28 protein-coding genes are annotated in these 26,609 nt (G+C 60.6%); 17 read left to right on the forward strand and 11 right to left on the reverse strand.

What is annotated here, in order from left to right; translation table 11 throughout:
* Window positions 1-12: 12 nt before the first annotated feature.
* The 4 genes from ACJ8IL_RS06920 (at window position 13) to rsxC (ending at window position 4,143) form a co-directional block, all read left to right on the forward strand.
* Complete coding sequence (locus ACJ8IL_RS06920; RefSeq protein ID WP_016927891.1) at window positions 13-453, forward strand: DUF2569 domain-containing protein; 441 nt, start codon at window positions 13-15, stop codon at window positions 451-453.
* 135 nt (window positions 454-588) lie between these two features.
* Window positions 589-1,170, forward strand: coding sequence for an electron transport complex subunit RsxA (rsxA, locus tag ACJ8IL_RS06925; protein ID WP_004938443.1), 582 nt, complete (start codon window positions 589-591; stop codon window positions 1,168-1,170).
* Window positions 1,170-1,742 carry an electron transport complex subunit RsxB gene (gene rsxB / locus ACJ8IL_RS06930; protein ID WP_004938428.1) on the forward strand — a complete coding sequence of 191 codons (573 nt, stop codon included), beginning with the start codon at window positions 1,170-1,172 and terminating at the stop codon, window positions 1,740-1,742. Before rsxA ends, rsxB begins: the two co-directional genes overlap by 1 nt.
* Entirely contained in the window at window positions 1,735-4,143 is a 2,409-nt protein-coding gene (gene rsxC, locus ACJ8IL_RS06935; protein ID WP_264383926.1) for an electron transport complex subunit RsxC, read from the forward strand. The genes rsxB and rsxC overlap by 8 nt, the downstream gene beginning before the upstream one ends.
* 33 nt (window positions 4,144-4,176) lie before the next feature.
* On the opposite strand, the gene ACJ8IL_RS06940 is transcribed toward rsxC, so the two are convergent.
* A complete protein-coding gene (locus ACJ8IL_RS06940) occupies window positions 4,177-5,070 on the reverse strand; it encodes a helix-turn-helix domain-containing protein (RefSeq protein ID WP_025302685.1) in 894 nt (297 codons plus the stop codon).
* A 366-nt stretch (window positions 5,071-5,436) separates the two neighbouring features.
* On the opposite strand from ACJ8IL_RS06940, the gene rsxD reads away from it, so the two are divergent.
* The 5 genes from rsxD to dtpA all read left to right on the forward strand — a co-directional run bounded on the left by rsxD (window position 5,437) and on the right by dtpA (window position 10,616).
* Window positions 5,437-6,522 (forward strand): electron transport complex subunit RsxD, encoded by a 1,086-nt coding sequence (gene rsxD, locus ACJ8IL_RS06945; RefSeq protein ID WP_060432974.1) that lies wholly within the window; start codon window positions 5,437-5,439, stop codon window positions 6,520-6,522.
* 9 nt (window positions 6,523-6,531) lie between these two features.
* Window positions 6,532-7,161, forward strand: a complete 630-nt coding sequence (gene rsxG, locus ACJ8IL_RS06950; protein ID WP_025302683.1) for an electron transport complex subunit RsxG — start codon at window positions 6,532-6,534, stop codon at window positions 7,159-7,161.
* On the forward strand, window positions 7,158-7,856 hold the full coding sequence (locus tag ACJ8IL_RS06955) for an electron transport complex subunit E (RefSeq protein ID WP_038873082.1): 699 nt from the start codon (window positions 7,158-7,160) through the stop codon (window positions 7,854-7,856). The genes rsxG and ACJ8IL_RS06955 overlap by 4 nt, the downstream gene beginning before the upstream one ends.
* Window positions 7,856-8,497 (forward strand): endonuclease III, encoded by a 642-nt coding sequence (gene nth, locus ACJ8IL_RS06960; protein WP_019455952.1) that lies wholly within the window; start codon window positions 7,856-7,858, stop codon window positions 8,495-8,497. The genes ACJ8IL_RS06955 and nth overlap by 1 nt, the downstream gene beginning before the upstream one ends.
* Before the next feature lie 604 nt (window positions 8,498-9,101).
* A complete protein-coding gene (gene dtpA / locus ACJ8IL_RS06965) occupies window positions 9,102-10,616 on the forward strand; it encodes a dipeptide/tripeptide permease DtpA (RefSeq protein WP_442516444.1) in 1,515 nt (504 codons plus the stop codon).
* A gap of 76 nt (window positions 10,617-10,692) precedes the next feature.
* Here dtpA and ACJ8IL_RS06970 read toward each other — a convergent pair whose 3' ends face one another.
* Both ACJ8IL_RS06970 and ACJ8IL_RS06975 read right to left on the reverse strand, forming a co-directional pair.
* Window positions 10,693-12,786, reverse strand: coding sequence for a prolyl oligopeptidase family serine peptidase (locus ACJ8IL_RS06970; RefSeq protein ID WP_442516445.1), 2,094 nt, complete (start codon window positions 12,784-12,786; stop codon window positions 10,693-10,695).
* A 194-nt stretch (window positions 12,787-12,980) separates the two neighbouring features.
* On the reverse strand, window positions 12,981-13,544 hold the full coding sequence (locus tag ACJ8IL_RS06975) for a helix-turn-helix domain-containing protein (RefSeq protein WP_025302679.1): 564 nt from the start codon (window positions 13,542-13,544) through the stop codon (window positions 12,981-12,983).
* Between the two features lie 115 nt (window positions 13,545-13,659).
* On the opposite strand from ACJ8IL_RS06975, the gene ACJ8IL_RS06980 reads away from it, so the two are divergent.
* Both ACJ8IL_RS06980 and ACJ8IL_RS06985 read left to right on the forward strand, forming a co-directional pair.
* Window positions 13,660-14,847, forward strand: coding sequence for a benzoate/H(+) symporter BenE family transporter (locus ACJ8IL_RS06980; protein WP_049295487.1), 1,188 nt, complete (start codon window positions 13,660-13,662; stop codon window positions 14,845-14,847).
* A 100-nt stretch (window positions 14,848-14,947) separates the two neighbouring features.
* Window positions 14,948-15,451, forward strand: a complete 504-nt coding sequence (locus ACJ8IL_RS06985; RefSeq protein ID WP_033652588.1) for a cupin domain-containing protein — start codon at window positions 14,948-14,950, stop codon at window positions 15,449-15,451.
* Here the strand turns inward: ACJ8IL_RS06985 and ACJ8IL_RS06990 are convergent.
* The gene (locus ACJ8IL_RS06990) at window positions 15,416-16,270 is read right to left on the reverse strand and encodes an aminoglycoside phosphotransferase family protein (RefSeq protein ID WP_025302676.1); all 855 of its coding nucleotides are present in this window, start codon (window positions 16,268-16,270) and stop codon (window positions 15,416-15,418) included. The two genes, ACJ8IL_RS06985 and ACJ8IL_RS06990, sit on opposite strands and share 36 nt — an antisense overlap.
* A 182-nt stretch (window positions 16,271-16,452) precedes the next feature.
* Between ACJ8IL_RS06990 and ACJ8IL_RS06995 the strand changes: the two genes are divergently transcribed.
* The gene (locus tag ACJ8IL_RS06995; protein WP_060433876.1) at window positions 16,453-16,833 is read left to right on the forward strand and encodes a RidA family protein; all 381 of its coding nucleotides are present in this window, start codon (window positions 16,453-16,455) and stop codon (window positions 16,831-16,833) included.
* Window positions 16,834-17,421: 588 nt separating this feature from the next.
* Here the strand turns inward: ACJ8IL_RS06995 and ACJ8IL_RS07000 are convergent.
* Window positions 17,422-17,802, reverse strand: a complete 381-nt coding sequence (locus ACJ8IL_RS07000) for a nuclear transport factor 2 family protein (protein ID WP_025302674.1) — start codon at window positions 17,800-17,802, stop codon at window positions 17,422-17,424.
* Between the two features lie 276 nt (window positions 17,803-18,078).
* Between ACJ8IL_RS07000 and ACJ8IL_RS07005 the strand changes: the two genes are divergently transcribed.
* The gene (locus ACJ8IL_RS07005) at window positions 18,079-18,348 is read left to right on the forward strand and encodes a hypothetical protein (protein ID WP_004938382.1); all 270 of its coding nucleotides are present in this window, start codon (window positions 18,079-18,081) and stop codon (window positions 18,346-18,348) included.
* Here the strand turns inward: ACJ8IL_RS07005 and ACJ8IL_RS07010 are convergent.
* Window positions 18,345-18,737, reverse strand: coding sequence for a nuclear transport factor 2 family protein (locus ACJ8IL_RS07010; RefSeq protein WP_004938379.1), 393 nt, complete (start codon window positions 18,735-18,737; stop codon window positions 18,345-18,347). The genes ACJ8IL_RS07005 and ACJ8IL_RS07010 overlap by 4 nt on opposite strands.
* Before the next feature lie 202 nt (window positions 18,738-18,939).
* On the opposite strand from ACJ8IL_RS07010, the gene ACJ8IL_RS07015 reads away from it, so the two are divergent.
* The 4 genes from ACJ8IL_RS07015 (at window position 18,940) to gstA (ending at window position 21,937) form a co-directional block, all read left to right on the forward strand.
* Complete coding sequence (locus ACJ8IL_RS07015; protein WP_442516446.1) at window positions 18,940-19,635, forward strand: HD domain-containing protein; 696 nt, start codon at window positions 18,940-18,942, stop codon at window positions 19,633-19,635.
* A gap of 95 nt (window positions 19,636-19,730) precedes the next feature.
* Complete coding sequence (locus tag ACJ8IL_RS07020) at window positions 19,731-19,994, forward strand: DUF3811 domain-containing protein (protein ID WP_004938373.1); 264 nt, start codon at window positions 19,731-19,733, stop codon at window positions 19,992-19,994.
* A 360-nt stretch (window positions 19,995-20,354) separates the two neighbouring features.
* Complete coding sequence (gene dapA / locus ACJ8IL_RS07025; RefSeq protein WP_169541216.1) at window positions 20,355-21,239, forward strand: 4-hydroxy-tetrahydrodipicolinate synthase; 885 nt, start codon at window positions 20,355-20,357, stop codon at window positions 21,237-21,239.
* A 92-nt stretch (window positions 21,240-21,331) separates the two neighbouring features.
* Window positions 21,332-21,937, forward strand: coding sequence for a glutathione transferase GstA (gene gstA / locus ACJ8IL_RS07030; RefSeq protein ID WP_025302671.1), 606 nt, complete (start codon window positions 21,332-21,334; stop codon window positions 21,935-21,937).
* Window positions 21,938-21,976: 39 nt separating this feature from the next.
* Here gstA and pdxY read toward each other — a convergent pair whose 3' ends face one another.
* The 5 genes from pdxY to anmK form a co-directional block, all read right to left on the reverse strand.
* Window positions 21,977-22,837 (reverse strand): pyridoxal kinase PdxY, encoded by an 861-nt coding sequence (gene pdxY / locus ACJ8IL_RS07035; RefSeq protein WP_049209382.1) that lies wholly within the window; start codon window positions 22,835-22,837, stop codon window positions 21,977-21,979.
* Between the two features lie 83 nt (window positions 22,838-22,920).
* The gene (gene tyrS / locus ACJ8IL_RS07040; protein ID WP_025302669.1) at window positions 22,921-24,195 is read right to left on the reverse strand and encodes a tyrosine--tRNA ligase; all 1,275 of its coding nucleotides are present in this window, start codon (window positions 24,193-24,195) and stop codon (window positions 22,921-22,923) included.
* 138 nt (window positions 24,196-24,333) lie between these two features.
* Window positions 24,334-24,987 (reverse strand): pyridoxamine 5'-phosphate oxidase, encoded by a 654-nt coding sequence (gene pdxH / locus ACJ8IL_RS07045; RefSeq protein ID WP_219230431.1) that lies wholly within the window; start codon window positions 24,985-24,987, stop codon window positions 24,334-24,336.
* Between the two features lie 88 nt (window positions 24,988-25,075).
* Window positions 25,076-25,378, reverse strand: a complete 303-nt coding sequence (locus ACJ8IL_RS07050; RefSeq protein WP_043141183.1) for an MliC family protein — start codon at window positions 25,376-25,378, stop codon at window positions 25,076-25,078.
* Window positions 25,379-25,423: 45 nt separating this feature from the next.
* Window positions 25,424-26,545: an anhydro-N-acetylmuramic acid kinase gene (gene anmK, locus ACJ8IL_RS07055; RefSeq protein ID WP_197815031.1), complete on the reverse strand. Its 1,122-nt coding sequence runs from the start codon at window positions 26,543-26,545 to the stop codon at window positions 25,424-25,426.
* Window positions 26,546-26,609: the final 64 nt, after the last annotated feature.

The raw sequence follows: 26,609 nt of genomic DNA on the forward strand, positions 1-26,609 counted from the left end.
CAGGAAGCCTTTATGTCTCAAGCTGAATACACTCGTATCGGCGGTTGGTTGCTGGCCCCGCTGGCCTATCTGATCGTCACCCTGCTCAGCGCCAGCCTGATGCTGCTCCTGTACGCCATGGCGATCTTCATGCCCGAGTCGCGCGACTATCTGTTGACCAACGCCCAGGCATTTACCCTGCAATGGTACTTTTCGGTGCTGACCACGCTTTTGATGTGGGGCTTCACCCTGTGGCTGGTGTTTCTGTTTTGCCAGCGCTCGCAGCGCTTCCCCAAGCTGTTCTTGTTATGGCTGCTGATCACGGTAATTCTGGCGGTGAAAGCCTTCGCCTTCGCGCCGGTGCCGGATGAAGTGGCGGTGCGCAGCCTCGGCTGGCCGCTGCTGATGGCGGCGCTGCTGGTGCCTTACATCAAGCGTTCGCAGCGGGTCAAAGGGACCTTTACCGAACGTTAAAGGGAGTTGCAGCACGTTTTATTGGGTGATTTGTGTAAATTTTCACCAAAAAAGGCAATACCCCTGCGATTCATATGTTGTCGTCCGGCCGCCGATTCCCGATAATAGGCGGCTTTTATTTTTTTAGGCATCGCAATGACCGAATACCTGCTCCTGTTTGTCGGCACCGTACTGGTGAACAACTTCGTTCTGGTGAAGTTTCTTGGCCTGTGCCCGTTCCTCGGCGTTTCCAAGAAGCTGGAAAGCGCCATCGGCATGGGAATGGCCACCACCTTCGTTATGACGCTGGCCTCCGTCAGCGCCTGGGTGATCAACACCTTTATTCTGGTTCCGCTGGATCTGGTGTATCTGCGCACGCTCTCCTTCATTCTGGTGATCGCCGTCGTCGTTCAGTTCACCGAGATGGTGGTGCGCAAGACCAGCCCGGCACTCTACCGCCTGCTGGGCATCTTCCTGCCGCTGATCACCACCAACTGTGCGGTGCTGGGCGTAGCGTTGCTTAACGTCAACCTCGGCTATAACTTCCTGCAGTCCGCCGTTTACGGCTTCAGCGCCGCCGCCGGTTTCTCGCTGGTTATGGTGCTGTTCGCCGCCATTCGCGAACGTCTGGCGGTCGCCGACGTCCCAGCGCCGTTCCGCGGCTCCTCGATCGCGCTGATCACCGCCGGGCTGATGTCGCTGGCCTTTATGGGCTTTACCGGGCTGGTGAAATTCTAATGACTGCGTTGTGGATAGCTATCGCGGCTTTAAGCGCGCTCGGGCTGCTGTTCGGACTGGTGCTGGGTTACGCCGCGCGCCGTTTTGAGGTGGAAGAGGATCCGGTCGCCGAGCAGGTCGACGCAATCCTGCCGCAGAGCCAGTGCGGCCAGTGCGGCTACCCCGGCTGTCGCCCCTATGCCGAGGCAGTGGCCAACGGCGAGATGATCAACAAATGCGCGCCAGGCGGCGAACAGGTGATGCTGAAACTGGCGGAGCTGCTCAACGTAGAGCCGCAGCCGCTGGGTAGCGAAGCCGCCGCCGAGCCGGAGCGTAAGGTGGCCTATATCGACGAGGCCAACTGCATCGGTTGCACCAAGTGCATTCAGGCCTGCCCGGTGGACGCCATCGTCGGCGCCACCCGCGCCATGCATACCGTCATTACCGACCTCTGTACCGGCTGCGATCTGTGCGTCGCCCCTTGCCCTACCGACTGTATTGAAATGAGACCGGTCGCTACCACCACCGCCAACTGGAAGTGGGACATGAAGACGATCCCGGTGCAAGTGATCCACGTGGAGCAACATGCTTAATCTGTTCGCCGCCTTTAAAAAAGACCGGATCTGGGATTTCGACGGCGGGATCCATCCACCGGAAATGAAAACGCAGTCCAGCGGTACGCCGCTGCGTGTCGCTCCCCTGCCCAAGACCTTTATCATTCCGCTGCAGCAGCACCTGGGGCCGGAAGGCGAACTGTGCGTCAACGCCGGCGATCGGGTGTTGAAAGGCCAACCGCTGACCGTCGGCCGCGGCCGCACCGTGCCGGTGCATGCCCCGACCTCGGGCACCGTCAGCGCCATTACGCCGCACATCACCGCCCATCCGTCCGGGCTGACGGAGCTGTGCGTGATAATCGAGGCAGACGGGGAAGACCGCTGGTGCGAGCGAGATCCGGTGGCGGACTATCGTCAATCCCCTGTCGCGGAACTGATTCAACGTATTCATCAGGCCGGCATCGCCGGTCTGGGCGGCGCTGGCTTCCCGACCGCCAGCAAACTGCAAGGCGGCATGAGCGGCGTGGAAACGCTGATCCTCAACGCCGCCGAGTGTGAGCCTTACATCACCGCTGACGACCGCCTGATGCAGGAACATGCCGATCAGATCATTGAAGGCACGCAGATCCTGCAACACATTCTGCAACCCAAGCTCACGCTGATCGGCATCGAAGACAACAAACCGGAGGCAATCGCGGCGCTGAAACAGGCGTTACGCGGCCAGTCCAGCATTGCGCTGCGCGTCATCCCGACCAAATACCCGTCCGGTGGCGCCAAGCAGCTGACCAAAATTTTGACCGGCAAGGAAGTGCCGCACGGCAAACACTCCTCCGCTATCGGCGTATTGATGCAAAACGTCGGCACCGCCTTCGCCATCAAGCGAGCGATCGTCAACGGCGAACCGCTGATTGAGCGCGTAGTGACCCTGACCGGCGAGGCGATCGAGCGCCCCGGTAACCTGTGGGCGCGCATCGGCACGCCGGTGCAGCACCTGCTTGACTTCACCGGTTTCCGCCCGCAGGCGCAGCAGATGGTGGTCATGGGTGGCCCGCTGATGGGCTTCACCCTGCCCGCGCTGAACGTGCCAATCGTCAAGATTAGCAACTGCATTCTGGCGCCGACGGTCGATGAAATGACGCCGCAGGAACCCGAGCAATCCTGCATCCGCTGCGGCCTGTGCGTGGACGCTTGCCCCGCCGGGCTGCTGCCGCAACAGCTGTACTGGTTCAGCCGCGGGCAGGAGCACGACAAGGCACGTAACCACAACCTGTTCGATTGCATCGAATGCGGCGCCTGCGCGTTCGTCTGCCCCAGCAACATTCCGCTGGTGCAGTACTACCGGCAGGAAAAGGCCGAAATCAAGGCTATCGATCTGGAGGCGGCGCGCACCGCCGAGGCCAAGGCCCGTTTCGAAGCCAAACAGGCCCGTCTGGAGCGCGAGAAACTGGCGCGCGAAGAGCGACATAAAAAGGCCGCCGTGAAACTGACCGACGACGATCAGGGCGCGGTGCAGGCCGCGCTGGCGCGCGTACGCAGCAAGAATGCCGAAGCGGCGGTTACGCCGGTCGACGGCCAGCAGCCGGACAACAGCGAGATGATCGCTGCCCGCGAAGCACGTAAAGCGCAGGCGCGCGAACGACGTGCCCAGCTGGCTGCCGAGGTGGAAACGAAAGCACCGCCGGCGGCCACCGGCGATGACGCGCGTAAAGCCGCCGTGGCCGCGGCGCTGGCCCGCGTGAAAGCGCGTAAAGAAGCGCCGGCCGCAACAGAGGACGATCCGCGGAAAGCGGCCGTTGCTGCCGCCTTGGCGCGCGTGAAGGCCAAAAAAGCGGAGCAACAATCTGACGCCCCTGCAGCGGCGGAACCGGCTCCGGCAACCGCCGAGGAAGATCCGCGCAAGGCCGCGGTGGCAGCGGCTATCGCCCGCGCCAAAGCCAAAAAAGCCGCGCAGCAGGCCGATGCCCCTGCAGCGGCGGAACCGGCTCCGGCTGCCGCCGAGGAAGACCCGCGCAAAGCCGCGGTTGCCGCGGCACTGGCACGTGTAAAAGCCAAGAAAGCCGCGCAACAGGCGGATGCCCCTGCAGCGGCGGAACCGGCTCCGGCTGCCGTCGAGGAAGACCCGCGCAAGGCCGCGGTTGCCGCGGCACTGGCACGTGTAAAAGCCAAGAAAGCCGCGCAACAGGCGGATGCTCCTGCAGCGGCGGAACCGGCTCCGGCTGCCGTCGAGGAAGACCCGCGCAAAGCAGCGGTTGCCGCGGCACTGGCACGTGTAAAAGCCAAGAAAGCCGCGCAGCAGGCGGATGCTCCTGCAGCGGCGGAACCGGCTCCGGCTGCCGCCGAGGAAGACCCGCGCAAGGCGGCGGTGGCAGCGGCTATCGCCCGCGCCAAAGCCAAAAAAGCCGCCAGGGAATCGCTGACGGCGGAAACGGAAGACAAATGATGACAGCGGCGCCTGGCCGCCCCCGGGTGCCGTTTAATCGATAGAAATCAGGTAGGTGTAATCCACTTCAATCTGGCGCAGTTTGGACTCGGGGTTCCACTCTTTGGTTTGAATGATCTCCATTTCCATACTGCCGCGCACCTCATCCTTCAGCCCCGGCATCACATGCGACATCAGGTAGCCGAAAAACTGCAGACACTCTTTCGCCGTGCCCTTATGGTTGATGGAGATAAACTCGCGGCTCGGCAGATGGAAGGTGTCGATCTGATGGTTGGAAAGAATATCCTTTTTGTGTTCAGGATCGACCGCCATCACCAACGTGGACGAGAGCTCGTCGCCCTCCCCGGCATGAGGAGAATAAATGCTGTAAATTCGCCGACAGTCAACGTGCAACCCCTTGAAGAAGTCGTTGAAAATCTCGTCCTTCATCGCCATGCAGGAAGAATATTCCAGCTCCTGTTCGGAGGCGAAATCCAACCGACGCGTGAAACCGACCAACTGCATGTCGGGCAGCGTCAACCGCTTCACTTCCGGATAATAACCGGCACCGTAGCTGGCTTCGAAGTTAAAGCGCGGCATCAGGTTTTTCACGTCCCAGTGCGCCATCGAGCGGTAGCGATTGGGCGTGGTGCCGAAGCGCTGCTTGAACATGCGGGTGAAGGTCTGCTGTGAATCGAAGCCCAGCTCATCGGAAATGTCGATGATGGAGCGGCGAGTAATGCGCAGCGCCACCGCGGCGCGCGTCAGGATGCGCGAACGGATATAGGTGGCGAGTTGAATGCCGGTAATACGCTTGAATTTACGCTGCAGATGCCACTTGGAATAGCCCGAAATACGCGCGACTTCATCCAGGTTTGGCCGTTTCTCCAGATGTATCTCCACCCACTCAATTAGCTCTTCAATAAAAAAAATGTCTTCATTTGTCATTATTATGGATTCACTGACTCAATAATGTTCGCGATAGTAACCTACACGGATTATGTGAAAGTTGTTATTTTGTGCGGAAATCTGGAGAAAAATGATATCTCATTCAGACGCTTAACCCATTTTCCGCGGTCGATGGCGGCACAAGTTCCACTGATAATTCCTCACGTTAGCCCATTTACCGGCCAAAAAAAAATCAAATCGCGCCGTCCCGATCGCCAGATGTGCGGAAAGCCGAATACCCCTACCATTAAGGCGTATTACCCTCGCATCGAATCAGGTAGAATACTCGGCTATTATTTTTTGCCGCGCCCGCAATTCGGCGCATCGAAACTGCCGCAGGCGCGGCGCAGAAGGTATCGTTACTCTATGAAGTTCAGGCCGGTATCACCCACAGCCGCCAAAGGCTTACACATCGCCAGCTCGCCGTTCACCCACAACCAGCAAAGCACCAGCCGCATTATGCTGTGGGTGATGTTGGCGTGCATTCCCGGCATCGCGGCGCAGATTTGGTTTTTCGGCTACGGCGTGTTGATCCAGGTGGCGCTGGCGGCGATCGTCGCGCTGGCGGCGGAAGGCGCGATCCTAAAACTGCGCAAGCTGCCGGTGCGCAGCCGGCTGGCGGATAACTCCGCCCTGCTGACCGCGCTGCTGCTCGGCATCAGCCTGCCGCCGCTGGCACCCTGGTGGATGATCGTCATCGGTACGTTCTTCGCCATCGTCATCGCCAAGCAGCTGTACGGCGGCCTTGGGCAGAACCCGTTCAACCCGGCGATGGTCGGTTACGTGGTGCTGCTGATCTCCTTCCCGGTGCAGATGACCAGTTGGCTGCCGCCGGATGAGCTGCGCGCCACTGCGCTACCGTTCCACGACACACTGCTGGCCATTTTCAGCGGCCATACCTCGCAAGGCGCGACGCTGCACGAACTGCAGATGGGCGTGGACGGCATCAGCCAGGCCACGCCGCTCGACGGCTTCAAAACCGGCCTGCGCAGCGGCCACAGCGTGGAACAGGTGTTGCAGCAGCCGCTGTTCGGCGGCGCCCTGGCCGGCATCGGCTGGCAGTGGGTCAACCTCGGCTTCCTGGCCGGCGGCCTGTTTATGCTGGCGCGCCGCCTGATCCACTGGCAGATCCCGTTCAGCATGTTGGCCGCCATCGCCTTCTGTTCCGGCCTGGCCTGGTGGATCGATCCGGCGCATCAGGCTTCGCCGCTGATCCACCTGTTCTCCGGCGCCAGCATGCTGGGCGCGTTCTTTATCGCCACCGATCCGGTCAGCGCCTCGACCACGCCGAAGGGCCGTTTGATCTACGGCGCGCTGATCGGCGTGCTGGTGTGGCTGATCCGCGTCTATGGCGGATACCCTGACGGCGTGGCCTTCGCCGTGCTGCTCGCCAACATCACCGTCCCGTTAATCGACCACTACACGCAGCCGCGCGTGTACGGCCATCGCTAAGGAGCCGCCATGCTGAATTCCATGAGAAAGCACGGCACCACGCTGGCGGTGTTTGCGGCGGTCACCACCGGCCTGACCGCCGTGGTCTACGCCCTGACGAAAACCACCATCGCCCATCAGGCGGCGCTGCAGCAAAAAGCGCTGCTCGATCAGGTGGTGCCACCGGAAAACTACGACAACATCATGCAGAACGAATGCTTCCTGGTCAGCGATCCGGCGCTGGGCGACGGCGCGCCGCACCGTTTGTACCTGGCGCGCAAAAACGGGCAGCCGACCGCCGCCGCGCTGGAAACCACCGCGCCGGACGGCTACTCCGGCGCTATCAAACTGCTGGTCGGCGCCGATTTCAACGGCACGGTGCTCGGCACCCGGGTGATTGAACACCACGAAACCCCGGGGCTGGGTGACAAAATTGAACTGCGCATTTCCGACTGGATTTCTTTCTTCAGCGGCAAGAAAATCGAAGGCCCGGACGATAAGCGCTGGGCGGTGAAGAAAGACGGCGGTATGTTCGACCAGTTCACCGGCGCGACCATCACCCCGCGTGCGGTGGTCAATGCGGTGCGCCGCACGGCGTTGTATATGGAAACGCTGCCGCCTAAACTTGAAAGCTTACCTGCGTGTGGAGCCAGCGAATGAGTGAAGCCAAAGAATTGATCGTCCAGGGGTTGTGGAAAAACAACTCCGCCCTGGTGCAGTTGCTGGGCATGTGTCCGTTGCTGGCGGTGACCTCCACCGTCACCAACGCGCTGGGCCTGGGGCTGGCCACCACGCTGGTGCTGACGCTGACCAACGCCTCCATCTCCGCGGTACGCCGCTGGGTGCCGAGCGAGGTGCGTATTCCTATCTACGTGATGATCATCGCCGCCGTGGTGAGCATCGTGCAGATGCTGATCAACGCCTATGCCTTCGGCCTGTATCAGTCGCTCGGCATCTTTATTCCATTGATCGTGACCAACTGCATCGTGGTGGGCCGCGCCGAAGCGGTGGCCGCCAAGAAGCCGGTCGGCCTCTCGGCGCTGGACGGCATGGCCATCGGCCTCGGCGCTACCGGCGTGATGGTGACGCTGGGCTCGATGCGCGAACTGTTGGGCAACGGCACGCTGTTCGACGGCGCCGATCAGCTGCTGGGCGGCTGGGCCAAGTCGCTGCGCATCGAAGTCGTGCATTTCGACAGCCCGTTTCTGCTGGCGATGCTGCCGCCGGGTGCCTTTATCGGCCTGGGGCTGCTGCTGGCGGTCAAATATCTGATCGACGAAAAAATGAAGGCGCGCAAAGCCCGCGCCGTGGCGGTGGAACCGCTGTTGGAACAAGGACGTGCTGAGAAAGCCTGATGAACAAGCAGAAGCGACTGGAAATTCTGACCCGGCTGCGCGACAACAACCCGCACCCGACCACCGAGCTGGTGTACACCACGCCATTTGAACTGCTGATTGCGGTGCTGCTGTCTGCGCAGGCCACCGACGTAAGCGTCAACAAGGCGACCGCCAAGCTTTATCCAGTCGCCAACACCCCTGCCGCCATGCTGGCGCTGGGGGTTGATGGCGTCAAGGAGTACATCAAGACCATCGGCCTGTTCAACAGCAAGGCCGAAAACGTGATCAAAACCTGCCGCATGCTGCTGGAGCTGCACGGTGGCGAAGTGCCGGAGGATCGCGCCGCGCTGGAAGCGCTGCCGGGCGTCGGACGCAAGACCGCCAACGTGGTGCTCAATACCGCTTTCGGCTGGGCGACCATCGCCGTGGACACCCACATCTTCCGGGTGTGCAACCGCACCCACTTCGCGCCGGGCAAGAACGTCGATCAGGTGGAAGAGAAGCTGTTGAAGGTCGTGCCCGCCGAATTCAAGGTCGATTGCCACCACTGGCTGATCCTGCATGGGCGCTACACCTGCATCGCGCGTAAACCGCGCTGCGGTTCCTGCATTATCGAAGACCTGTGCGAGTATAAAGAAAAGGTTTATCCGGAATCCTGAGCCTGTTGGGTGCGGCAAACCGCACCCGTCGCTTCATCTCTCCCCGCCAGCGCCTCTTTTTTATCGGAAATGTGATATCGCGCAGCAGTAACCCCGGTGTTATCGCGGTTTTCAGTGAAAAACTCAGTGCCGTGTTATTTTCAAGCGAAAAATTAGTCGAAAATTGCGGTGAACGTCACGCTTTCAGGATCACAAGGCGTTCACAAATGCCAGCCCCGTTTTCTTAAATTTCTATAATTTTACAAAATGCGTCATATGCACAACATTCCAATGGATTAATAACCACACATACACTGATACGCTAAAAAATAGCAATTCAGCAGAATATATCCCTATTTAAAATCCGTATAGCTTTTAATCAAAACAAAAAATCGGCAAATCATTAAAACCTGAAAGTTAATACTGCATAACATTTGCAACATCGCAGCATAATCCTGCGAGCGTTAAATGTAACCGAATATGACAAACTGCTTGCCACGTTGACAAAGATAGTGAACATTAACCGCCGTCCCCATCCTATAACAACGCAAAAGGATGCCGTTCCGCATCAACTTTTGTACTTTCCCGTCCTCCAAAGACGGGCTGCGAAAAAACAGAGGTACCAGTGTCAACAGCAAACAACCAACACCCGGAGAGCGTTAGCCTTAACGCGTTCAAACAACCGAAAGCGTTCTATCTGATCTTCTCGATCGAACTGTGGGAACGTTTCGGCTATTACGGCCTGCAGGGCATCATGGCGGTTTATCTGGTCAAGATGCTCGGCATGAGCGAGGCCGACTCCATCACCCTGTTCTCTTCCTTCAGCGCCCTGGTATACGGCTTCGTCGCCATCGGCGGCTGGCTGGGCGACAAAGTATTGGGCGCCAAACGCGTGATCGTGCTCGGCGCACTGGTGCTGGCCGTCGGTTACGCCATGGTAGCCTACTCCGGCCACGACATCTTCTGGGTCTACATGGGCATGGCGACCATCGCCGTGGGTAGCGGCCTGTTCAAGGCCAACCCGTCCTCCCTGTTGTCCACCTGCTATGAGAAAGACGATCCGCGTCTCGATGGCGCCTTCACCATGTACTACATGTCGGTGAATATCGGTTCCTTCTTCTCCATGTTGGCTACCCCGTGGCTGGCGGCCAAATACGGCTGGAGCGTGGCGTTCTCCCTGAGCGTGGTCGGCATGCTGATCACCCTGGTCAACTTTATGATGTGCCACAAGTGGGTGAAGAAAAACGGCTCCAAGCCTGACTTCAAGCCGCTGCACCTGCCGAAACTGCTGATGGTGCTGGTCGGTATCGTGGCGCTGGTCGCCATTTCCAGCTGGCTGCTGCACAACCAGGTGATCGCGCGCTGGGCGCTGGCCCTCGTTTCCGCCGGCATCGTGCTGGTGTTCGCCAAGGAAACCTTCGCCCTGCACGGCGCCGCACGCCGCAAGATGATCGTCGCCTTCCTGTTGATGCTGGAAGCGGTGGTGTTCTTCGTGCTGTACAGCCAAATGCCAACCTCACTGAACTTCTTCGCCATCCACAACGTGGAACACAGCATCTTCGGCATCGCCTTCGAGCCTGAGCAGTATCAGGCGCTGAACCCATTCTGGATCATGCTCGCCAGCCCGATTCTGGCCGCGCTGTATAACAAAATGGGCGATCGCCTGCCGATGCCGCACAAGTTCGCTTTCGGTATGATCCTGTGCTCCTGCGCCTTCCTGGTGCTGCCATGGGGCGCCAGCTTCGCCAACGAACAGGGCATTGTGTCGGTCAACTGGCTGATCCTGAGCTATGCGCTGCAGAGCATCGGTGAGCTGATGATTTCTGGCCTGGGTCTGGCGATGGTGGCACAGCTGGTGCCGCAGCGTCTGATGGGCTTCATCATGGGTTCCTGGTTCCTGACCACCGCCGCCGCCGCGCTGATCGCCGGTAAGGTTGCCGGTCTGACCGCCGTCCCAAGCGACATCAACGACGCGCACGCTTCGCTGGCCATCTACAGCCATGTGTTTATGCAAATCGGCATCGTCACCGCCGTCATTGCTATCCTGATGATGCTGACCGCGCCGAAACTGTACCGCATGACGCTGGATACCACCGAAGACGCCAATCAGAAAGCGCAGGAAGCCACCGCGGCTCACTGATCGTCGGCAGATTGGGCGTAAATAAAAACACCGAGGTTAACGCCCCGGTGTTTTTTTATGCCCGCAATAAACGGGTTTACGCTGATTTGGGTTTATCGCTCAGGTTGGCCCACATGAATTCGCTTACCAGTGCGCTGTGGAATGCCGCCTGTTGCTTGTCGGCGGCGGCGCTGTGCCCGCCTTCGGTATTTTCATAGAAATAAGCCTGCTGATACCCCATCGCCTGCATGCGCGCCGCCATTTTGCGCGCGTGGGCCGGGTTGACCCGATCGTCGCTGGTCGCGGTATAGAACAGCACCGGCGGATAGGCCGTCTGCGTCTGAATGTTGTGGTACGGCGAGAAGGTCTTGATGTAGGCCCACTCCTCCGGCTTGCTCGGGTCACCGTATTCGGCGATCCACGACGCGCCGGCAGAAAGCTGCGTATAGCGCTGCATGTCCAGCAGCGGCACTTCGCAAACGATGCAGCCGAACAGCTGCGGATACAACGTCAGCATATTGCCCACTAACAGGCCGCCGTTGCTGCCGCCGCGCGCGCCCAGATGCGGTGCCGAGGTCACCTTGCGTGCGATGAGATCTTCGGCCACGGCGGCGAAATCCTCGTAGGCGCGATGGCGGTTCTGCTTGAGCGCCGCCTGATGCCAGGCCGGGCCGTATTCGCCGCCGCCGCGGATGTTGGCCACCACGTATGCCCCACCGCGTTCCAGCCAGGCCGGCGCCTTGCCGCCGAGATAGCCCGGCAGCAGCGGCACTTCAAACCCGCCGTAGCCATACAGCAGCGTCGGCGTGCTGCCGTCCGGTTTGAGATCTTTGGCGGCAATCTGGAAATACGGCACGCGGGTGCCGTCCTTGGAACGCGCAAAATGCTGGCTCACTTGGTAGCCTGACGCGTCAAAATCCTGCGGCGCCTGTTTCAGCAGCGTCGCCTCACCGCCATCGAGGTTGCCCATATACAGCGAGGTCGGTTGCAGGAATCCGCTGACCGTCAGGAAATAGGCGTTGCTCTCTTCGTCGATGCCGCCGGCGGAAAGGGTGCTGATGGCGCCGGGGTTGCCCAGCGGACGACGTTGCCAGCTGCCACCCTGCGGCGTCAGCACTTCCAGACGGTTGACCACGTTATCCATGATACTGAGGATCAGATGATCGCGGGTGCCGCTGTAGCCGCTCAGCGCCTGCTCCGCCGTTGGGGTAAACAGCAGTTGCAGCTCGCGCTTACCCGCCAGATAGTCATCGAAGTTGGCCGCCAGCAGCGCGCCGGACGGATAGCGCTTGCCGCCCACCTCCCAGTCGCTGCTCGGTTTGATCAGCAGCCATTCCCGATGCGTATCCAGCTCGGCGTCGGCCGGGATATCGATTTTTTTCTGCCGGCCGTCCTGCATCAGCAAGAAATAGTCGCGGCGGTAGAAGTCCAGGCTGCGGCCGACGAAATCGCGCTCAAAACCCGGCGTGCGGTCGTGATAGGCGAAGACCGCCATGTCCTCGGGCTGCGCTTCGTACAGCGTTTCGGCGGCGCTCAGCGGCGTGCCGCGCCGCCAGCGCTTGGCGATGCGCGCGTAGCCGGACTGGGTCATCGAGCCGGGGCCGAAATCGGTGGCGATGAACAGCGTATCCCGATCGACCCAGGAGACCCGACTTTTCGCCACCGGTACATTAAAACCGTCTTTGACGAAGCGTTTGGCCACCAGATCGAATTCGCGGATCTCGGTGGCGTCACCGCCGTCCGGCGACAGCTGCATCAGGCAATAACGGTATTCCGGCGCCAGCGGTTGCGAGCCCTGATAGACCCAATCCTTGCCCTCCGCTTTGCCCAACGCATCGATATCCAGCACCGTCTCCCAGGCCGGTTTGGCCTTGCGGTACTCGTCCAGCGTGGTGCGCCGCAGCAGGCCGCGCGGGTTGGCCCGATCCTGCCAGAAGTTGTAATAGTACTCGCCGCGTTTGCTCACCCACGGGATTTGGGTGTCTTTATTAAGGATATCCAGGACTTCGCGCTCAATGCGCTGAAATTCTTCGCCCTGGCCGAAACGCGCCACGGTGCGCTGATTTTCCTGCTGCACCCATTGCAGCGCTTTTTTACCCTGCAGCTCCTCCAGCCACAGGAAGTCATCGCCGGCGGCCGCGCCGCCCTCCGCCGCCATCGCCAGGCGGATACTGTTAGGTAATGAAGTCATCGCGAATACGGCTCCTGCGGTTTGCGCACTGAGTTTAATGAACTGACGTCGATTGGTGACCGGCAAAATCAAGCTCCTTTTGAGTCGGCTACAACGCCGCCCCGTCATGGGCGACAGCCTGTGAAATAAGAGTCATTTTCAACAAGGTAGGCGTTTGGCGGCGCGGAGTCAAAGCCCGCGGGCACCGCGTTGAGTCAGGATTGAGGATAGTGGATCAGATCGTGGATGCGCACCGTTTGTGAACTGGCGTTGCGGTAGGCGTGCGGCCGATCGGCCTGAAAGCGCATCGCTTCGCCGGCCGCCAGGCTGTGCCATTCGCCGTCGATCGCCAATTCTAGTCGGCCGCTGATCACGATCACATGCTCGATCACGCCCGGCTCATGGGGCGACGATTCGCTGAGCGCGCCCGGTGCGAGATCGATGACGAACATATCGAAACCCAGCTGGCGGTCGTAGGGAAACAGCGGCACCACGCGCATATCAGCATTGTCCTGATCGTACACCGGCAGTTCACCGTAGCGGTGCAGCGTCGCCTGTTGCTGAGCGGGCGACGCCTCAAGAAAGGCGGAGAACGCCACGTTGAAGCCGGTGGCGATCTTCCACAGCGTCGCCACCGTCGGGCTGGATTCACCGCGTTCAATCTGCCCGAGCATCGCTTTGCTGACGCCGGTGTATTCCGCCGCCTGCGTCAGGCTCCAGCCGCGCTGTGTGCGCAGCGTGCGAAGGGTGTGCGCCAAATGGCCGGCAAGTTCCTGCATCCTGTTCTCCTCTGCGTATCGTGCCCGATTATACCCGCTTGTGCGCTATAGCGCACGGTGCTATGCTGATTTCTTGTCGTGCGTTATAACGCACAATTACCAATTGGAGCTCCTCATGCGCCCAGCCCTCTCCCTGCGCCATCTGACCCTGCCCGCCATCATGGCCGGCTTTGTCGCCGTTCTGGTGGGTTACACCAGCTCTGCCGCGATCATTTTCCAGGCCGCCGCCGCCGCAGGCGCCACGCCGGCGCAGATCGGCGGCTGGCTGAGCGCACTGGGGATCGCGATGGGTGTCACCTCGCTCGGGCTCTCGCTTTACTACCGCACCCCGATCCTCACCGCCTGGTCGACGCCCGGCGCGGCGCTGCTGGTCACCAGCCTGCCCGGCACGCCGATCAACGAGGCGATCGGCGTGTTTATCTTCGCTTCCGGTCTGATCCTGCTGTGCGGCGTCACCGGGCTGTTCGCCCGCCTGATGGACTACATCCCGCAGGCGATTTCTGCGGCGATGCTGGCGGGGATCTTGCTGCGTTTCGGGCTGGACGCCTTCGCTTCGCTGCAGCTCAATTTCCCCCTCAGCGCCGGCATGGGGCTGGCCTATCTGCTCAGCCGCCGTTATCAACCGCGCTACGCCATCGTGCTGACGCTGGCGGTTGGGCTGGCGATCGCCGCGCTGCAGGGCAATATCCAGCTGACGCAGCAAGCGCCGGCGTTCGCCATGCCGGAATTTATCGCGCCGCATTTCAATTGGCCGACGCTGCTCGGCATCGGCGTGCCCTTCTTCGTGGTCACCATGGCTTCGCAAAACGCCCCCGGCATCGCCACGCTGCAGGCGGCGGGCTACCGCGTCCCCACCTCACCGCTGATCGCCTGGACGGCGCTGACCGCACTGCTGCTGGCGCCGTTCGGCGGCTTCTCGGTGTGCATCGCCGCCATTACCGCCGCCATCTGCATGGGGCCGGACGTGCATCCCGATCCGCAGCGGCGCTATATGGGCGCGGTGGCCGCCGGCGGCTTCTACCTGCTGGCCGGGTTGTTCGGCGGCGCCATCGGCCTGCTGTTCAGCGCGTTGCCGGTCGCCTTGATCCACACCATTGCCGGGCTGGCGTTGCTCGGCACCATCGGCGGCAGCCTGCAACGCGCGCTGCATGATGAAAAACAGCGCGACGCGGCGCTGATCGCCTTCCTCATCACCGCCTCCGGCGTCACGCTGCTCGGCATCGGTTCGGCCTTCTGGGGGATTGTCGGCGGCGCCATCGCCCATCTGCTGCTGTCGCTGCCGCGGCGAACCACCGAGGCGTAACGGGCGGTCTACATTGACAAGCGGCGCCGTGGCGCCTTCACTTTCTCTGTCGTCTGAATGTCAATCCACCTAATAAGTGACGCCGTCACCAAGGAAGCTTATGACCGAGAAAGCCGCGCTGTTGGCCCAGCGCCTGATACGCAATGTCGAACAGGTAGAGATGAAGCATGACCGGCGGCCGCCGCTGTATGACAGCGTCGGCGCTCGTCTCGGCACCGGCACCGCCGCCGACAAGCTGGGCGCTTCTTTCGATTGTGTGGCGCCGGGCATGCGCTCCTGCCCCTACCATTTTCACTACGCTCAGGAGGAAATGTTCATCATTTTGGAAGGCAGCGGTACGCTACGCGTGGCCGGAGAAATGCTGCCGATCGTTAGCGGGGATGTCATTTTCATTCCGCCTGGCCCGGAATACCCGCACCAGATCATCAACACCTCCGATGCGCCGCTGAAGTACCTGTCCGTCAGCACGCGCGAACAGCCGGAAGTGGTGATGTATCCGGACTCAGGCAAATACCAGGCGATGGCGCGCGGCAATGACGGCGAACAGGTGCGTTATCTGCAACGCCCTTCAGCCTCGCTCGATTACTGGCAGGATGAACCCTGAATCGCCGGCCGGCAACGGGAGATCCAACGCGCGCGCCGCCAGCTCGGCCACGCGGAAGTCGATATCCGCCGCCTGCCCGTCTTCCATAAACCAGGCGGCGGAGAGCCCCGCCCAGGCTAGGATCCATTGCAGCAAGCGCCGGCGTTCCAGCCCGGCCAAGCGACAGACCTGTTCTACGCGCCGCTGGAAAATGGCCGGATCGGTGGCGATGCCGTAGTTGGGATTACAGAAGATATTGGCGTAATCGAAGCCCCGTTCGCCGTACAAACGCTTGGGATCGATCGCCAGCCAGCCGCGTTCGCCGAAGTCCAGCACGTTGTCATGGTGGATATCACCGTGCAGCACGCTTTCATCTCGCGGGCTACTCAGCAATTCCGCCGCCGTCGTGGCGCTGAGACGCAGCATGCCGCCGTGCGCCTGCGCCGCCGGCCACAGCGAGCTGAACCACTCTTGCAACGGGATCAATTCGGGCAGCGGTGCCGCGCGCGGCGCATGCAAGGCGGCGATCGCCCGGCACAGGATCGCCGTGGCCTGCTCATCGTCGCCGTCACGCACCAGCTGCGCCAACGAGCTTTCGCCCTGTGCGCGCTCCAGCAGAATGCCGTCTTCGTGCCACGCCAACACCTGCGCGGCGCCTTCCCCGCGCCACCAGCACATCAGCTGGCCGCCGAAGCGCTCCTCCTGCTCGCGGGCGATCTTCAGCATGGCGGCCTCGCCCCGGTAACGCACCGGCATCAGCAGGCTGCTGTGGGTTTCGAAGGCTTTACCGTCCTGTTCCAGTTGCCAGCGTTGCAGGTAGGGAGTAAAAAGCGGGTTCATCGTCTCATGCGTCCTTGTGGCCGATCTGCGCCGCACTGTCACATTCGGGTGAGAGACGACGTATAAAATAAAGAGGGATGATACGCTCATATATCATCGGTGTGCGGCGTCTGGCCGCCGTTTCCTCAGTATCCTAACCAAGTTTGTCGATTTTATTAACCGGTCTTGCGCGGGGTTTGATCATGACATCATTAAAACGCACGAATTATCCGCAGTTGCCTACGCCGGGCGGCCCCTATGTGCATGCGGTGCGCCACGGCGATCGCCTGTATGTGTCGGGCTTGACGGCCTTCGCCACCGACGCGCAAGGCTTGAACGCGCCGGAACAGACGCAGGAGATCCTCGAGCAATTGGCGACCATCGCCGCCAGCGAAGGCGTGAATCTCAAGGCCTTGATTAAAATCAGCGTGTTCCTGACCGACATCGCCGATCTGGCGGGCGTGCGCCCGGTGCTGTTTGACTATTTCGACGGCGCGCTGCCGGCCTGTTCACTGATGGCGGTCAGCGCGTTGTTCTCACCCGCAGTGTGTGTGGAAATTGAGGCGGTGATGGCGTTGCAATAAGGCGCGGCCCCTGGCAACCCGCGCCTTTGCCCTATCAGACGGTTGGCTTTGCCAACTGCCCTCTCTCCGCCATAGCACATTGAGGCCGGTTGCGACAGGCGTCCCTGCCTGTCTCACCTGAAACCGCCGTCCATGGCGGTTTCTCCTAATGCGCTATGCCTGCGTTCGGCGTCTTCAAGGGCGCCCAACACCGCGCTCATCTCCAACTTCTCTGCCATAACCTCATCAGCGGCAGATTTCCCGGTAGCTGCCAGCTCGGGTGTTGACCTTTAACGCGCATCACCGGCTGCCGAGCAAGGCGGCGTTGTCAGGGGCAACCGGCCAGGGAAGGCCGGTTGAGGCGAGACTAACAGGGATGTTTGTCGCAGCCGACCCGCCCGACAATGCAGACACGGCGAGGGTATCCGCGCAGCGGACAGGCGGTGTTAAGCAAAGGCGCGGGTGTAGGGGCCGCGCCATCGGCCCCTACAATTGCCGTTCATGTTGGCCACAAAGAAATGCGGAACATTGACGGCAATTCCCCTGCACAGAACGCCCAGAGGCTGGATAAGAAAAATGCCACTCAGGCTTAAGTGAGCGGCATTGCGGCTAGAGCGCACCTTCATCCGGCATGCAGGGGCCGATCTTGAACCAGGCTTTGGCGATCTGCCCCTGTTCCACTTCGTAAATGGCGATGACATCCATTTTGCCGCGCCCCTGCGGGAAGTTGCGCGTCACCACTTCCTGATCGACCACCATATTCCCCACCGCCATGCGTTTTATCCGTTCGCCATACAGACTCGGCTCCTGGAAACGCACAAGATGTCGTTCACGGATCGCCGCCTTGCCGCTGGCCAGCAACGTGTCGGGATGCTCGTAATACTGCGCGTCGTCCGCCCAGCAGGCCATAAAGGCCTCGATGTCGCGGGCGTTATAGGCGTCAAGCTGTTGTTGAACCACATCCTGCGGGCGTGCCGTTTTATCGTTCATCACATCCTCCTGCCGAAGTTAACCGCCGCATACGTCGAACCCATCACGTTAACCGCCCAGTGCTGCAGCTTGATGACACGGCGAGATTTGAATAAAAAACCAAAAATAGCGAATAAATAACCTATCACGCCCGATGGGTAATTCAAGCGCCCGCGCATAAATTTTCTGCGCCGCGCCAGGGGCGGTGAAAACCGCATAACGCCACGCGTTAATCTTTGCGGCGGTTAGGGAAATTCTGCTAATTTAGCGTGAACAGCCTGATGATAACGAAACGCTATGCAGCAAAAACCGGTGTTGGACGAAGCCAGACAGTTAAAACGACTCAACGCCGCCACGCGGCGCCAATCCCATATGTACAAATGGATCGCGCTGATTGCGGCGCTAGATGCGCTGTTGGTGTTTTGGTATGACCGGGATATGCGCAACGTCACCTTCTCGGGAGCGGTTGCGCTGGTGTGCGGCTATTTGTGGATCCGCGATCGCAACAAGGCCCGGGGTTACCGGCGCGAGTTCGACCGCAAATTCGGCAAGCGCAGCGGCGATTAAGGCTGCATTGCTTCCAGCACTTTAGCGCTGTCGACGATCTGCACGAACTTCACGATTTTTCCGGCGCGAAGCGTATAAATATGCGCAAAGGAGGCGCTGAAGGATTTGCCGGTGGCCCGGTAAGTGCCGTGATAAAAACCCTGAGCGATCACGTTGTCGCCGGCATCGTAAAAGTGATCGACGTCGGCGCGGTAACCTTGCCATTCGCTGCCCAGGCGCTGATGCACGTTCTTGATGATGTTCTCCGGGCCGATATAGGTACCGGCGTAAGGGAAACCCGCGGCTTCGGTCCACTCTGCATCGGGGGCCAGCGCCGCCAGCAGATTGCGGCCGTTTTCTTCGGAGCTGCCTTCATAGGTTGCGCGCACTATTTCAAGAGGGGTTGGCATGTCTCTTCTCCAAATGGCTGATGAGGATATTCCGGCCATCCCCGCGGACACAGGCTCTCACCAAGCGGAGACGGCGGAATGCGGCTATTCTAGGTTGCTTGTTTCGCTGCAAAAACCGCAGTTATGACAATAGTGGGTTGCACTTTAGTAAACAATAACCATTTTTCTGTCATTTTCCCGGCATCCGACACGGCTATGCTGATTGACCGATTTTCCCCAACAGGAGCTGAACGTGTCTTTACCCTCGCTGACGCAAGAGTTGTTACAACCGTTTTCCCCCTACCAAACGCTGGCGCAAACGCTGTTGCCGCTCACCCTCGAGTCGGACGACGGTTCGCATGACGTGGCGCACCTGCATCGAGTCTGGAAGAACTGCCGCCACATCAGCAAGCTGGAAGGCGGCGACCAGCGCATTCTCTGCGCGGCGGTGCTGCTGCATGACGCCGTGGCGGTGGAAAAAAACTCGCCGCAGCGCCATCTGGCCTCGCGCATGGCGGCGGAGCAAGCCACGCTGACGCTGACCCGGCTGGAATGGGCGCCGGCGGACATCGCGGCGGTAGCCCACGCCATTGAAGCGCACAGTTTTTCCGCTGGCATCCCCCCGCAAACGCTGGAGGCAAAGATCCTGCAGGACGCCGATCGTCTCGACGCCATTGGCCTGATTGGCGTGGCGCGCTGCTTCTATATCGGCGGCCGCATGCGCAGTGCGCTGTACGACGCCGCCGACCCGCGGGCCGAACATCGCCAATACGACGACAAACGTTTCAGCCTGGATCACTTCGAAACCAAGCTGTTCAAACTGCAAGACGGCTTCCAGACTGCCGCCGGGCGGCACATGGCCGAGCTTCGCACCGAACGCATGCGGCGTTTTGTCGATGATCTGCTGGAGGAGGTGTAATGCCGGCCTACGGGGCATTTTCGTTATGCCCATAACATTTTCGGTCACATAACACCGTTAAACTGAAAGCCAACTTCACCGAACGGGCGGCACAGATGAAAAAGTTGACGTTGAAAGAGATGACGGAAAGCGAGCAACGGGAAGTCAAAACCGAGCTGGACAAAGCGCGTAAAAGCCACGGCCGGCCGCTGACCAACGCCGAACAGCACAAGGTCAAGGATGAAGTGGTGGCGCGCATCATGGCCGCCAGAGCAAAGCTCGCCAAGGCAGAGCGTGCAGAACGCAAAGCCAACCGCTACCGGCCAAGCGGCGACACCTTCAGTTGGTCTGCCACTATCGGCTCCCGCCCGCCGCGCTGAGCCAGTCAAACCCTCCTCGCCGCGGCGGGGATTTTATTTATTAGCCAAACTCATCCCTGCTGATGAATCATGAATAACAATGTTATCAATCTGTTGTAAATTGACAGCCTGATGAAGAATATTCATTATCACCCCACTTCCCCTTTTCACGAGACTGCCATGGCCTACTCACGCAACGCTGATATTCTGATGACACCTGCGTTGTCCGTTGGCGGTTTGGCGGCGGTTAAATCGAAGAAACAGACGCTCATTTGACCGGGGCGCGCTGTCCCGTCAGATGAGCTGACTGGATGGCCTGCAACGCCCCGCCTTCAATTTTCTCATCTGGCTTCTCTGTCGGTCACACAGAAGGAATATTTTATGGCCTCATTTTCGGGTATTTGGGTGGCGATGGTTACCCCTTTCAATCAAGATGCCGTCGATCTGCCGGCGGTTAAACGCCTAGCGCGGCACCTGCTCGACGCCGGCATCGACGGCCTGGTGGTCTGCGGCTCTACCGGTGAAGCCGCCGCGCTGAGCAAGGAAGAACAGCTGGCGGTGCTCGACGCCGTGCTGGAGGTGGCGCCCGCCCATCAGGTGGTGATGGGCCTTTCCGGCAATAACATGGCCGCCACGCTGCAGATGCAGCAGGCCATTCAGCTGCGCGACATCGCCGGCGTGCTGATCCCGGCGCCTTACTACATCCGCCCTTCGCAATGCGGCCTGATCGACTATTTCACCCAGTTGGCCGACGCCTCCACCGTGCCGGTGATCCTGTACAACATTCCGCAGCGCACCGGCATCGCCATGGAGCTGGCCACGCTGCGCCGGCTCGCACGTCACCCGCGCATCACCGCCATCAAGGACTGCGGCGGCAACCCTGACGCTACCATGGCGCTGATCGCCGACGGCGAAATCGATGTGATGACCGGGGAAGACAATCTGATCCTCACCACGCTGTGCCTCGGCGGCACCGGTGCCATTTCCGCCGCCGCGCATGTTCACCCGGAGCGTTTCGTCCAGCTGGTACAGCAAGTCGCCACCGGCGATCTGGCCGCTGCGCGCAGCAACTTCTATGAGCTGCTGCCGATGATCCACCAGATGTTCAGCTTCCCGAATCCGGCGCCGGTCAAGACGGTACTGGCCCAACAGGGGCTGATCGCTAATGAGTTACGTTCGCCCATGCAGGTGGCGCCGCAGGCGCTGCAACAGCAGATCGCCGCAACGCTGGCGCAGCTGCAGACAACCGAGGCGCTCATCGGTTAAATTTGTAAGCTAAGCCGCTGTAATTTTGGCGCTATGGGACTACGATGAGAGGTTAAGCATGCCCGTCATTCGTCATCAACAAGGAGCTTCCGATGAAACTGTTCTATAAAGCCGGCGCCTGTTCGCTGTCCCCGCATATCGTGCTGCGCGAGGCAGGGCTGGATTTCACGGCGGAGAAGGTCGATCTGGCGCAGAAGAAAACCGAGAGCGGCGCAGATTACCTTGCCATCAATCCCAAGGGACAGGTCCCGGCGCTGCTGCTGGACGATGGCAGCCTGCTGACCGAAGGCGTGGCGATCGTACAATACCTGGCGGACCGCGTGCCGGACCGCAACCTGATCCCGGCGGCGGGCACCCTGTCGCGCTACCACGCGATCGAATGGCTGAACTACATCGCCACCGAACTGCACAAAGGGTTCAGCCCGCTGTTCAACCCGAAGACGCCCGAGGAATACAAAACCATCGCGCGCGCCAGGCTGGAGCAGCAGTTCAGCTATCTGGATTCGGTGCTGGCGAAGCAGCACTTCCTGTTGGGGAGCCGTTTCAGCGTGGCTGACGCCTACCTGTTCACCGTGCTGCGCTGGGCATTCGCCCTGCAGTTTGACGTGCGCAAGCACGCCCATCTGGCGGCCTGGTTCGATCGCGTTGCGGCGCGCCCGGCGGTAGACGCGGCGCTGAACGCCGAAGGATTGAAGTAAACACTCGGCCCCGGTGGCTATCGCCGGGGCCCGTTGCACTTACAGTTTTACCGCTTTGAATTCGCTACGCGGCTGCACGATCCGATCCTGCGCCGCCACCACCTGCAGCTCGTATTCGCCCATCTCTTGAGTCGTCAGCATCACCTCATACACGGCGGCGGTCACGTGCTCCAGCGCTTTATCCAGCGCCTCGCCCTTCAGCAGATCCACCAGCAGCAGACCGCTGGTCAAATCGCCGACGCCGACCGGCTGACGCGCGCCGAAGTCCACCAGCGGCCGGCTGATGTGCCAGGCCTCGTCCGCTGTCACCAGCAGCATTTCGAAACAGTCGGCGTGATAGCCGGCGCGGGCCAGGTGCTTGACCAGCACCAGCCGCGGCCCTTTGGCAATCAGCACGCGGGCGGCCTGCACCGCATCAGCCACGTCGGCGACGGCCATCTGGCTCAGCATCTCCAACTCCAGCAGGTTCGGCGCCACCATGTCGCTGCACGGCAACGCCTGGCGGCAGTGAAACTCGGCCACGCCCGGCGCCACGATGCAGCCCTTTTCCGGATGCCCCATCACCGGATCGCAGAAATACCAGGCATTCGGGTTCGCCTGCTTAACCTGACGCACGATCTCCAGAATATGGTCGCCCTGCTCCGGCGAACCGATATAGCCACTCAACACCGCATCACAGCGCTTCAGCTGATCGATATTGGCGATGCCCTGCGCGATTTCGGTCAGATGGCTGGCCGGCATGACGCAGCCGGTCCACTGACCGTATTGCGTATGGTTGGAGAACTGCACCGTGTTCAGCGGCCAGACGTTGACGCCCATGCGACGCATTGGAAACTCCGCCGCACTGTTGCCGGCGTGACCAAACACCACGTGCGACTGGATAGAAAGAATGTTTTTCATCGACAGACTCGTTCTGAATACGGCAGCCGGGCGGCTGCCCAAAAATAAAGGGGCCGCCAGGGCCCCTTACCGTCATTATTCGCTTACTGCCAATCCACCAGGCAGTAGTGTTTCTTGCCGCGACGCAGCAGCGTGTAGCGGCCGAACAGACGATCTGAATCGCTGAAGCGGTATTCGGCATCGGACTGTTTCTCACCGTTGATGGTCACCGCGTTGGAGCCGATCATGGTGCGCGCCTGGCCGCGTGACGGCACCAGTTCGGCATTCACCAACGCCTGCTGCAGATCGGCGTCGCCATCCAGTTTGATGGTCGGCATACCGTCCTGCGCCAACTGGGCGAAGTCCGCTTCGGTCATGTCATGCAGCGCGCCGGAGAACAGGCTCTGGGTGATACGCTTGGCGGCCGCCAGGCCTTCCGCACCGTGCACCATGCCGGTCACTTCTTCCGCCAGCACGTACTGGGCGCGCGGCGCCTTGCCGCTGTTCTTGTCTTCTTCTTCCAGCGCGTTGATGTCTTCCAGGCTCATGAAGGTGAAGAACTTCAGGAAGCGGTAGACGTCGGCATCGGCGGTGTTGATCCAGAACTGGTAGAACTTGTACGGGCTGGTTTTTTCCGGCGCCAGCCAGACCGCGCCGCCTTCGGTTTTACCGAACTTGGTGCCGTCTGCTTTGGTGATCAACGGCACGGTCAGACCGAACACCTGCTTCTGGTGCTGGCGACGGGTCAGATCGATACCCGAGGTGATGTTGCCCCACTGATCGGAACCGCCGATCTGCAGCTCCACCTGGTGGCGGTTGTACAGCTCGGAGAAATCGAAGCCCTGCAGCAGGTTATAGGAGAACTCGGTAAAGGAGATACCGGAGTCATCGCGATTCAGGCGCTGCTTGACCGCTTCCTTGTTGATCATCTGGTTGACGGAGAAGTGCTTGCCGATGTCACGCAGGAAGGTCAGCACGTTCATGCCGCCGAACCAGTCGTAGTTGTTGGCCGCGATGGCGCTGTTGCTGCCGCAGTCGAAATCGAGGAACGGGGAAACCTGTTTGCGGATCTTCTCGACCCACTCGTTCACCGTATCGGTGGTGTTCAGCTTGCGCTCCGCCGCTTTGAAGCTCGGATCGCCGATGAGGCCAGTGGCGCCGCCCACCAACGCTACCGGCTTGTGGCCGGCCAGCTGGAAGCGCTTCAGGCACAACAGAGGAACCAGATGGCCCAAATGCAAGCTGTCAGCGGTCGGATCGAAACCGCAATACAGTGCAATTGGCCCTTGCGCCAGTCGCTCCGCTAACGCTTCCTCATCCGTAACCTGGGCAACGAGGCCCCGCTCTTGCAGTTGTTTAATCAAGTTGCTGCTTGCCATCAATGACTCCATGTATAAACGAATGCACCTTTGCCGGTACACGGCCTTTCGCCCAGTGGCGAAATAAAAATTCAGGGTAGCGCATAGAATAAAGCGCCGGCGGCGTCAGCACCAGCGCTTAGAGGGGATTTTACGTCTTCAAGGTGCCAGTCGGTCAATTTTCCAGTCATTCCCGTCCCGCTGATACAGGAAACGGTCATGCAGGCGATGGGCGCCGCCTTGCCAGAACTCGACGGAGTCAAATTTCACGCGGAATCCGCCCCAGAAACTCGGCAACGGCACTTCGCCCTGCTGGAACTTTTGCTTCAACTCGAGGAATTTGCTTTCCAGCACGCCGCGCGCGGAAATGCGCGACGACTGCTGCGACACCCAGGCGCCGATCTGGCTGTCCTTCGGCCGGCTGTTGAAGTACTTCAGCACGTCGAGGGTCGACAGGCGCTCCACCTGCCCCAGGAAAATCACCTGACGGTCGAGCATGTGCCAGGGGAACAGCAGGCTGATATGCGGGTTTTGCGCCAGCTGCTGTGCCTTGCGGCTGCCGAGGTTGGTGTAGAACACCAGCCCCTGCTCATCGAAATGCTTGAGCAGCACGATGCGCTGATACGGTTGGCCGTGTTCGTCGACGGTAGCGACGCACATGGCGGTAGGATCGGCCAGGCGCGCGTCGCAGGCCTGTTTCAACCAGCGTTCGAACAGTTCGAGCGGGCTGGCGGTCAGATCGTTGCGGCGCAGGCCGCCTCGGGTATATTCACGGCGCAGGTCCGCAACATCAAACTCATTCTTTTCAATCATCTGGTTTATCGACCAACTGAAAAAATCCGTCGTTACATTCTGCGCCTGCGGCGTCAGGAACTCAATCGCTCCGACGCCGCCGTGACCGTCACTCCGTCAACACGCAGTCGCTCATGACTACCTTGCCGTTGCGCTCAAGATAGGCGTTACGATCTTTCGACCAAAAAGTGTATTTACCGTCGCTGTATTTGGCACCGGTCAGCGCCAGCACCTGCTTAAGATGCAGCTGCTCGCCGTCCATCAGCAGGCTGACTTCGCTCGCCTTGCCGTCGAGCCCCACCGTCAGCGGCGTAGTGCCGCACTGGTAGTGCATCGTCTGGCTGCTCTGCGGCAGGATGTAGCTGCAGCCGGACAACGCCAGCGCGCCGGCGACGAAAATGACTTTTTTCATGCTGTTGCTCCTTAGAGAAATCCTTCACAGGTTATCCTAACAGAGCTAACGGCCCCTCAACGGCAAAACCGGATAAATCCCACCCAGCACCGTTTCACGGCTGGCGCCGGTGACCGAAGGCAGGTTGCCGGCCTGGCCGGACAGCGTGCGAAACGCCAGCCAGGCAAAGGCCAGCGCCTCCATGTCGTCTCCGCTGACGCCGCAATCGTCGGTCAGCCCGACCTCCGTGCCCGGCAACAGCGCCGACAGGCGCGCCATCAGCAGCGTGTTGCGCGCTCCGCCACCGCAGACCAGCAGGCGCTCGCACCCGCCGGCCAGTTGTACCTGTTCGCTGATGCTGACGGCGCTCAGCTCTGTCAGCGTGGCCTGCACGTCGACCGGCGCGATCGCCGGCAATCCGGCCAGCTGCCGCTCCAGCCAGGCGATATTGAAATACTCGCGGCCGGTGCTTTTCGGCGCCGGTAGCGCAAAGTAAGGGTCCGCCAGCATTTGCTGCAACAGCGGCAAGCAGACTCGCCCCTGCATCGCCCAGCCGCCGTCCTGATCGTAAGGTTGCGCACGGTGACGCCAGACCCAGGCATCCATCAGCATATTGCCCGGCCCGGTATCGAAACCGCGCACCGGCGCACCGGGCAACAGCAGAGAAAGGTTGGCAATGCCGCCGACGTTCAGCACCATACGCCGCTCGACGGGATGCCCCAGCAGCGCCTGATGAAACGCAGGCACCAGCGGCGCGCCCTGCCCGCCGTAGGCCATATCGCGCCGGCGGAAATCGCCGACGGTGGTGATATTGGTCAGCGCGGCGATGCGGTTGTTGTCGCCGAGCTGCATCGAGAAACGCGCGTCGCCTTCCGGTTCGTGCCACACCGTCTGGCCGTGGCAACCGATGGCGGTGATCTGCTCGGCGTCGATGCCGGTTTGCTTCAGCAGGCCAAGCACCGCCTCGCCAAACAGCGTGCCCAGCTGTGCGTCCAATCGGCCGACGGCGGCCAGCGTGGTCTGCTGCCCCTGGCACATCCCCAGGATCTCTTTTTTCAGCGCGATCGGCATCGGATGGCTATAGCTGGCCTGCTGCGCCACCATGCGATCGTCGATCGCGGCCAATACCACATCGATTCCGTCCAGACTGGTGCCGGACATGACGCCTATATAGCGGCCTGACTTCATAGCAACATCCTCTAACCCGCGCGGTAAGCAAATTTTATCCTGACAAATAAACCAGAATTGCCGG

This window comes from Serratia sp. CY47444, assembly GCF_052168635.1.
In the GTDB taxonomy this organism is placed as follows: domain Bacteria; phylum Pseudomonadota; class Gammaproteobacteria; order Enterobacterales; family Enterobacteriaceae; genus Serratia; species Serratia bockelmannii.